This window comes from Desulfosporosinus shakirovi (assembly GCF_020595055.1).
GTDB classification, from domain to species: domain Bacteria; phylum Bacillota; class Desulfitobacteriia; order Desulfitobacteriales; family Desulfitobacteriaceae; genus Desulfosporosinus; species Desulfosporosinus shakirovi.
This window is the reverse complement of record NZ_JAJDOO010000045.1, coordinates 24,009-31,128: the sequence shown is the minus strand read 5'-3', so window position 1 is coordinate 31,128 and position 7,120 is coordinate 24,009. Positions and strand designations below refer to the sequence as shown.

Genomic DNA, 7,120 nt, shown 5'->3' with positions numbered 1-7,120 from the left:
CTCTTAACTTATATACAATTTTGGAGTTAAACGACAACTAACTTGACAAACGCCGCTCTCGGGGAGCATATTATTCAAGTCGCCTAGAGCTGCTGGCTTTAGGCGACTTTCAGGTTAAGTTTTGTTACTATCCCTTTTATGATAGAGCTTTACTTAAAAAGACTATATCGTAACTGTGACATCTTTTTGAATAGCTTGATTTTTTGACTGACCGATCTGTTCAGGTAAAAGACTAAGTCCCCCCAACACAGCCACGTCGCAGAATAGTAACGGTCCTAGAAGGGGATTCCTATAGAGGAATCTCGCCCAAACAATGGTTTGAGTTCCTGCAAGATCGCCAAGAACATGAAAGACAAAGCCGAGTAAACCAATGAAAAGATTGAGTACCATGATACTTAAGAAAAAAATAACTTCTGACTTCGTTTTCTGCGAGTAAGCAAGCCAAAAACAAGCAATCGTAGCCATCAAACCCGATAGGAGAGGGAAAAGAGTATAGATTGGGCTAAACGACAATCGCGCATGGTCAAGAAATGCTGCGAGAACAGAAGCTAGAAAACCTAATCCAACAAGAATTAAAAGCTGATTATCCCGGCGTGCGCTCTCTGGTTTGGCTACGACCAATGTATATAAGGCTATCCCAGCAAAGGCTATAGGTGCAGCAACGGGTGAACCCTCAATGATTAACGTATGGATTGGCTGAAAGTCGGAGGTTGCATTGCCCGCAAGATGAAAAAAAGTACCTATGAGGCCAATCGCTACCCCCAACCCCATGCTGATAAGAAAATAGCGATGAGCCCAGCGGTTATCCGGCCAAAACAATTTCAGCAGGACCCCCACAACGGCAAAAGGCGTATAGATGAGCGGGATCATCTCGAATCGAAAGAAGTTATTCTGCGAATGGGCAAGCATTACATCGACTCCAATCAACGTGAAGTTGATGGCCATATACCCGAGCAAAATGGGGTTTTTTCTTAATAGCCATTGCATTATTAAATCCCCTCTAATCCTTCTTCATCTCTTCTGCCTCAGCCTTGATTTCTACCAAAGCCTTTTCTTGTTCGTAGATCCCATGCCAGTTGACATAGTCAGCTCCACTCATGATTGCTCCAAATCGAGCTCGACGTCCCTCATGATGCCAAAGCTCAAACTCTAAGTATTCTATGGGTGTGCTCATCGTTGATCCTGGTAAAAGCCCTATAGTACGTAGTTCATTCACGATCGATTGACCCTTTCTCACATTCTCATTGGTCAGGTCAATAATTTTCTCAGCTTGGGTCATATGTTCATCAATGGTGCCTTGAGCGTGACAATTAAGACAAATGGATTCCATGGTCTGTCGGTTCTGCCCCCCATCGGCACGAATGGTAGCAATCGGGGGAGCCAAATTCCATTTTAAACGTTCGGACACATTATGAGTCGGTTCAATATCTCCTATCCCAGACATATGACAAGTTGTACAGGTGGGAGATGGGAAATCTTTCGTAGTTAACGTTCCCGTTGGAGCTCCCAAATTGAACTTCTCTTTGTTCGCGGCATAGTAAGTACCGTGGGCTGATTCATTATAAATTTCCATTTGCGGATGATCCGGCCCGAGGTGACATTGACCACAGGTTTCCGGTTGACGAGCTTGCTCAATGCTAAAATCATGGCCAAGATGACACGCGCGGCAATCTCCAAAGCTTCCATCATCATTTTTCTTGCCGATTCCATGACAGGCTTCACATGAGAGTGCCGAGGCATCTTTCCCAATTACATCACGAATAACGTTGGGCTTTCCATTATTAAGGGGCTTTCCATCTTCGCCCAAAAGGTGGTACTTCGCGAGTTCCTCTTTAGTAAAATCCTCCGCTCCAACAACCGGATACCAAGATTTCGCGGCATGAGCACTGATAGAAAACTCATGAACTGCTTCGTCATGACACTGAGCACAGTTATTTGGTGTCGGTGCTGCAACCATTTGGACTTCATAATGTACAGTTGTCATTTTTTCCTGGCCTTCTAAAGGTTTATGACAATCCAGACATTGAACCCCTCTCTGAGAATGTTTGCCATCATGGTACTGATCAAGAATTCCGGGACTTTCATTCTGATGGCACTCTATACATTGAGCATTCTCCGGACTCGATGTCAGACTCACTTGGCTTAATGTTGGGAATGATATTTCAACTCCCTGTGGCCCCACAGCAAACCGATACATTTGAAGTAGCAAAATTACTCCTACAACTGAACCAAGCCCTACCAAAAGCAACATTTTGTAAAATTTAGAATGCATTAGTCACTTCCCTTTCAAAGAATCGTTGTACTTTAATAGTAATCTACCACCTTCCTCCTTTCATTTGATTAACTCATTATTCTCTTTGTTATAATAAAGAGATTCTCGCTAATTTACATAATTTCATAATATCAGAAGGGACTATGAATTGTGTGATTCATATCACAAATATTATCATTTTTCGAAGTGCAAGATTACCAAAGTGCATTAGAAAACCTGGCTAGCATAGCGGAGAAGCCTTCAGGTGCAGGGCGGTGCCTGACACCAACTTATCAACTTATTGTTTAGCTTGTGAAAACTCGGGTTTGAAAGTCTGTAGGTACGAGAAGTGCCTCGTGAATTAAAATGTTCTTGTGTTACCTTTGGAGCCGTTCATGTTTTCGGCATGTTTCGCGGTAGATTAGGATTATAGTTGTAGGTAAGGAGAAATCAAGTTCTTGATATTTAAATGAGAAAGAGTGTTTTAGGGGGAAATATTATGGAAGAGAATCGATCTATGGTTAAGTTCACTATGGTTATCGTCATGATAACATCCTTCATTGCCCCATTTATGGGCAATGCCATCAATTTGGGTATTCCACAGATGGCTCTGGAGTTCGGCGTCGGCCAATCTTTGCTGAACTGGGTCGTAACCAGTTATCTCTTGGCATCGGCTGCTTTTTTACTTCCCTTTGGACGTTTAGCGGATATTGTGGGTCGGAAAAAAGTCTTTACAGTTGGAATGTTCCTTTTTGCCTTAACAGCTTTAGGCAGTGGATTCGCTTGGTCTTTCTCTATGTTTATAATCTTTAGAGTTTTGCAGGGAATCGCTAGTGCTATGATTTTTGGGACCTCTATGGCGATACTAACGTCAGTTGTCCCACCAAAAGAGCGTGGAAAAGCGATGGGTCTTAGCGCTGCATCGACCTATATCGGTCTCTCATTAGGACCTGTATTAGGGGGCGTGATATGTAGTACGATAGGTTGGCGAGGTATCTTTTATTTTAACTTTGCAATTGCTTTAGTTGTCCTCTGCTTAACATTGGCTAGGCTCTCTGGTGAATGGTTGGGGGCAGTGGACAAATTTGACAAGTGGGGCGGTATTCTTTGGATCTTGGGCATATTGCTCTTTCTCTATGGGTTAACTGATATTACTGCAGGTTTTCAATATATGATAACCTTTATTCTCGGGCTGACACTTTTGATCGCTTTTGTTGTCTATGAAACTAAAATTTCTAATCCTTTATTGCCAATACGCATGTTTATGAATAATCGAGCCTTTACTTTTTCGAATTTGGCTGCTCTCATTAATTACAGTGCTACCTTTGCTTTAACCTTCCTGATGTCTTTATATCTTCAAAATGTACAGAATATCGAAATCTCTCAATCAGGTTTGATTCTATTGTCCCAGCCAATACTTATGGCCGCTCTTTCTCCTTTAGCCGGACGTTTATCGGATCGAATCAATTCCCAAATACTTGCTTCAGTAGGGATGGCTATTACCACCTTGGGGCTGTTCTTTTTTATCTTTCTGGATGAAAAGACCTCTATTTTACTTGTTATAATTAATCTGGCGTTTATCGGTCTGGGCTTTGCCTTTTTTTCGTCTCCCAATTCAAATGCTGTCATGAGTTCAGTGGATCGAGCGCTTTATGGAGTAGCTTCTTCTACCCTTGGAACCATGAGACTGCTCGGACAGACCCTGAGTATGACGATTGTGGCCCTCATCACTTCTATAAGTATGAAAAATTTAACTCTCGATTCACCGGATTATGTTACGGGTTTTCTGCAAAGTTCGAGAGCCAGTTTCATTGTTTTTTCTGTTCTTTGTTGCATTGGGATCTTTGCCTCTTTAGCAAGGGGGTCTGCCCCCCAAACAATGAGGAACAATTCTGATTGAGCCTCGAAAAGTTCTTCGTTGGAGCTTTCACTTCATTTAATATTATAGTGAAGTTGCCTATGCCACAACCAAGGCGGCCCTGATTGGCTTTACCAAAGCAATGGATCGAGAAGTAGGCTATAATATTACAGTGAATGCCTTCTGTCCAGGTTACGTGCTGACGCCGATGGTTAAGGAGATGGCGCTGAGAGCAATCCTGAGAATTCACAAAGTGTGCATTAGTAGTTTTAAAGATAGGTCCAGCATAGTTTAATTGAAAGAACAAAAAGGCCCCCAAGGTAATTATCTTTGGGGGTGATAATAGTTATACAGGGATTTATTGGGCGTTATTAACATCAACAAAAGGAACAGCCCCACCAGTAACATTCGGTAGTTTACCATCCCATTTTTCGATGGCTTTAATTTGAGCTTCTATTTCTCTTAGTTTAACAAGTTCGGCAGTGACTTCTTGTTTTTGGAGTCGTAGAGACTCAGCTTCTGCTTTAGCTTGTTCAATTTTTTGTTTAGCCTCGATCTCTATTCTCTGCAGATCAAGATTGGCCTTTAGAGCTTGCTGCTCAGCAATTTGTTTTTGCTCAATCGCGTTATTGAACTCTTGACTAAATTTAAATTCTGTAATATTAATTTCATCGAGAATCATATAATAGGTTGCTAGCTTTGAAGAGAGAGTCTCTTTGATCTTGCTGCTTACTTCAGAACGTTTAGAGATCAATTCCTCAGCCGTATATTGGGCCGTTACAGCTTTTACCGCCTCGCCGATGGCGGGATCAACGATTCGCTCTCCGTAGGACAAACCTACACTTTGGTAAAGTGTATTCGATTGATTGGGATCAAGGTGAAAGTTAACAGCCACAGTTGTGGTGACGATTTGGAGGTCTTTGGAAGCAGCAGTTTGATCGGATTGAGATTTCTGGACTCGTACATCAATAGGGATCACGTCTTGAATGAACGGAATCTTAAAATGGAGTCCTTCAGTAAAGACGACGGGGCGGACAGCTCCCAATTGGAGAACGATACCTCTATGACCAGCATTAACAATCACAAAAGAATTAAGCGCTATGAAAAAAATAACAATAATCACAATGCCAAATGTAACAAGTCCTGGACTTATTTTTAGTTTAGGGACCATATTAACAATTTTTTCAGAATCCAACGGGCATCCTCCTTTTAATTAATTTTTTAGTCAATAGTTACTATACCTTAATTGAGTAATAAAACGCTATAAAGAATATGCGCTCAATTTCATATATTATCTGTTATAACAGATAATATTGTCTAAATACGTCAAATTTGTAGTGGAAGGTCTGCTTAAAAACTACATAACATGGAGTGAGTGGCAGTGGCAAGGCAAAAGAGGAAGACAGCGATGGTCTTCCTCTTTTTGTTGGTGCCTGTATTTTCTTCAAGCTTTCGTAAACTTGTTTCCCCGGGGTCTAAGAGCCCAGGCATGTTATACAATGATCACACGGTAACCAGGGGGAGACTCTTGCAAGCTCTCTTGGTGACAGGAGTATAGGGTACAAGCTTTCTCCCGAAGGGGACCGTACTTCTCGCAATTTGTCGAATCCCTTTTGGGGTTGGTTAATGTAACATAAAATAATTGAGTCATATTCGTCAAAACTCTAACCTCTTGGTAACCAACACATATATAACAAAGCAACTATTCCTTTTTATGGAATGAATAGTTGCTTTGTTGTATAATGGAGCTATAGGTTCGTTATGCTTAGTTTTGATAATAAGGGTTGTCTGTTGGTGAGTGTGTCAAACTACGGTGAATTTGCTAAAATGATACTAAGACTAGAGAGAGGATGAAGTTATAATGGCTGGGAGCAAGAAGAGTAAACGCAAACAGATACCAACGGACGATGGATTTCTGATGTCTCCAAAAATAGACTTCGTGTTTAAACTAATCTTTGGAGATGAAAAAAATAAAGATCTGCTGATAGCTTTTCTAAGTGCTGTACTTGGTGTGCCAGCGGAAGACTTTGAGGGAATAGAAATCATTAACAGTGAGCTACTGAGAAAGTTTGCAGAGGATAAAAAAGGAATTCTGGATGTGAGGGCAAAGACCAAGCAAGGAAAACAGATTGACATAGAGATACAGATATTACCGACAGAATTCATGTCCGAAAGAACTATGTTCTACTGGTCAAAGATGTACACAAGTCAAGTAAAGCCAGGCGAAACCTATTCCAAGCTAAAGAAATGTATCACTATCAACATAGTTGATTTCAAATGTACCCCACTTCAAAAGTTGTACTCCAGCTATCATTTGACAGAGGACGAAACCGGATACAGGTTGAGTGACATATTAGAGGTCCATTTTTTAGAGATCGTAAAGCTAGCAGATTTGAATATTCAAAGAGACGAGAATGATCCCATTGTTGAATGGATGGAATTCCTAGATGCAAAATCAAAAGGAGTGATTGAGATGTTAGCGGAAAAGAATAAGGACATCAAAAAGGCCTATGATTTATTGCAGATTATCAGTAAGGATGAAAAGGCAAGAATGATGTACGATGCCAGAGAAGCCGAGCTTCGTGACCAGCTAACGAGAATAGAGAGCGCGGAGAATAAAGGAAAGGCAGAAGGAAAGGCAGAAGGAAGGGCAGAAGTAGCGAAGAATCTTTTGGACTTAGGCATGGAGATCTCAACGGTAGCTAAAGCAACAGGTATGACGGAAGAAGAAGTCAAACGGCTGAAAGCATGAAGGAACCCGGTGCCTCGTGCCGGGTGTCTGACACCAACTTATCATTGTTTAGCAGTCCTCGGAAACTTTCACTGATCGAGGGATGCCCTCCCATCCCCACTGCGGTTCCCGTTAGTTAGTACCCTAAGAAGTTTAGTGTATCTTGCAAGGTGGAAGTCCTCCTTTGAGCGAAATTATCGAATCTTTTTCTTCGCATTTCAGATGATGCCAAGCATCACTATGGGTGTTTAGAAGTCGCCGGATAGAGTGGCAGTGGCAA

At 41.6% G+C, this 7,120-nt stretch carries 6 protein-coding genes; 3 read left to right on the top strand and 3 right to left on the bottom strand.

The annotated features are described in order from the left end of the window. Positions 1-162: 162 nt before the first annotated feature. Both LJE72_RS23120 and LJE72_RS23115 read right to left on the bottom strand, forming a co-directional pair. Positions 163-987 (bottom strand): hypothetical protein, encoded by an 825-nt coding sequence (locus tag LJE72_RS23120; protein WP_229250327.1) that lies wholly within the window; start codon positions 985-987, stop codon positions 163-165. Between the two features lie 13 nt (positions 988-1,000). Then, complete coding sequence (locus LJE72_RS23115; RefSeq protein ID WP_229250326.1) at positions 1,001-2,272, bottom strand: multiheme c-type cytochrome; 1,272 nt, start codon at positions 2,270-2,272, stop codon at positions 1,001-1,003. Positions 2,273-2,750: 478 nt separating this feature from the next. Between LJE72_RS23115 and LJE72_RS23110 the strand changes: the two genes are divergently transcribed. Together LJE72_RS23110 and LJE72_RS23105 are read left to right on the top strand one after the other, a co-directional pair. Then, on the top strand, positions 2,751-4,151 hold the full coding sequence (locus LJE72_RS23110) for an MFS transporter (RefSeq protein ID WP_229250325.1): 1,401 nt from the start codon (positions 2,751-2,753) through the stop codon (positions 4,149-4,151). A gap of 100 nt (positions 4,152-4,251) precedes the next feature. Beyond that, entirely contained in the window at positions 4,252-4,404 is a 153-nt protein-coding gene (locus LJE72_RS23105; RefSeq protein ID WP_229250324.1) for a hypothetical protein, read from the top strand. 63 nt (positions 4,405-4,467) lie between these two features. Here the strand turns inward: LJE72_RS23105 and LJE72_RS23100 are convergent, their stop codons facing one another. After that, a complete protein-coding gene (locus tag LJE72_RS23100; RefSeq protein WP_229250323.1) occupies positions 4,468-5,304 on the bottom strand; it encodes a prohibitin family protein in 837 nt (278 codons plus the stop codon). A 666-nt stretch (positions 5,305-5,970) separates the two neighbouring features. Here LJE72_RS23100 and LJE72_RS23095 point away from each other — a divergent pair. After that, positions 5,971-6,861 (top strand): Rpn family recombination-promoting nuclease/putative transposase, encoded by an 891-nt coding sequence (locus LJE72_RS23095; protein WP_229250322.1) that lies wholly within the window; start codon positions 5,971-5,973, stop codon positions 6,859-6,861. The last annotated feature ends 259 nt before the right edge of the window (positions 6,862-7,120 follow it).

What these genes read in the sequence shown, in the direction of transcription:
- LJE72_RS23115 (WP_229250326.1), bottom strand. Translation starts at nt 2,272, where the DNA reads ATGCATTCTAAATTTTACAAAATGTTGCTTTTGGTAGGGCTTGGTTCA.
- LJE72_RS23110 (WP_229250325.1), top strand. Translation starts at nt 2,751, where the DNA reads ATGGAAGAGAATCGATCTATGGTTAAGTTCACTATGGTTATCGTCATG.
- LJE72_RS23095 (WP_229250322.1), top strand. Translation starts at nt 5,971, where the DNA reads ATGGCTGGGAGCAAGAAGAGTAAACGCAAACAGATACCAACGGACGAT.
- LJE72_RS23120 (WP_229250327.1), bottom strand. Translation starts at nt 987, where the DNA reads ATGCAATGGCTATTAAGAAAAAACCCCATTTTGCTCGGGTATATGGCC.
- LJE72_RS23105 (WP_229250324.1), top strand. Translation starts at nt 4,252, where the DNA reads ATGGATCGAGAAGTAGGCTATAATATTACAGTGAATGCCTTCTGTCCA.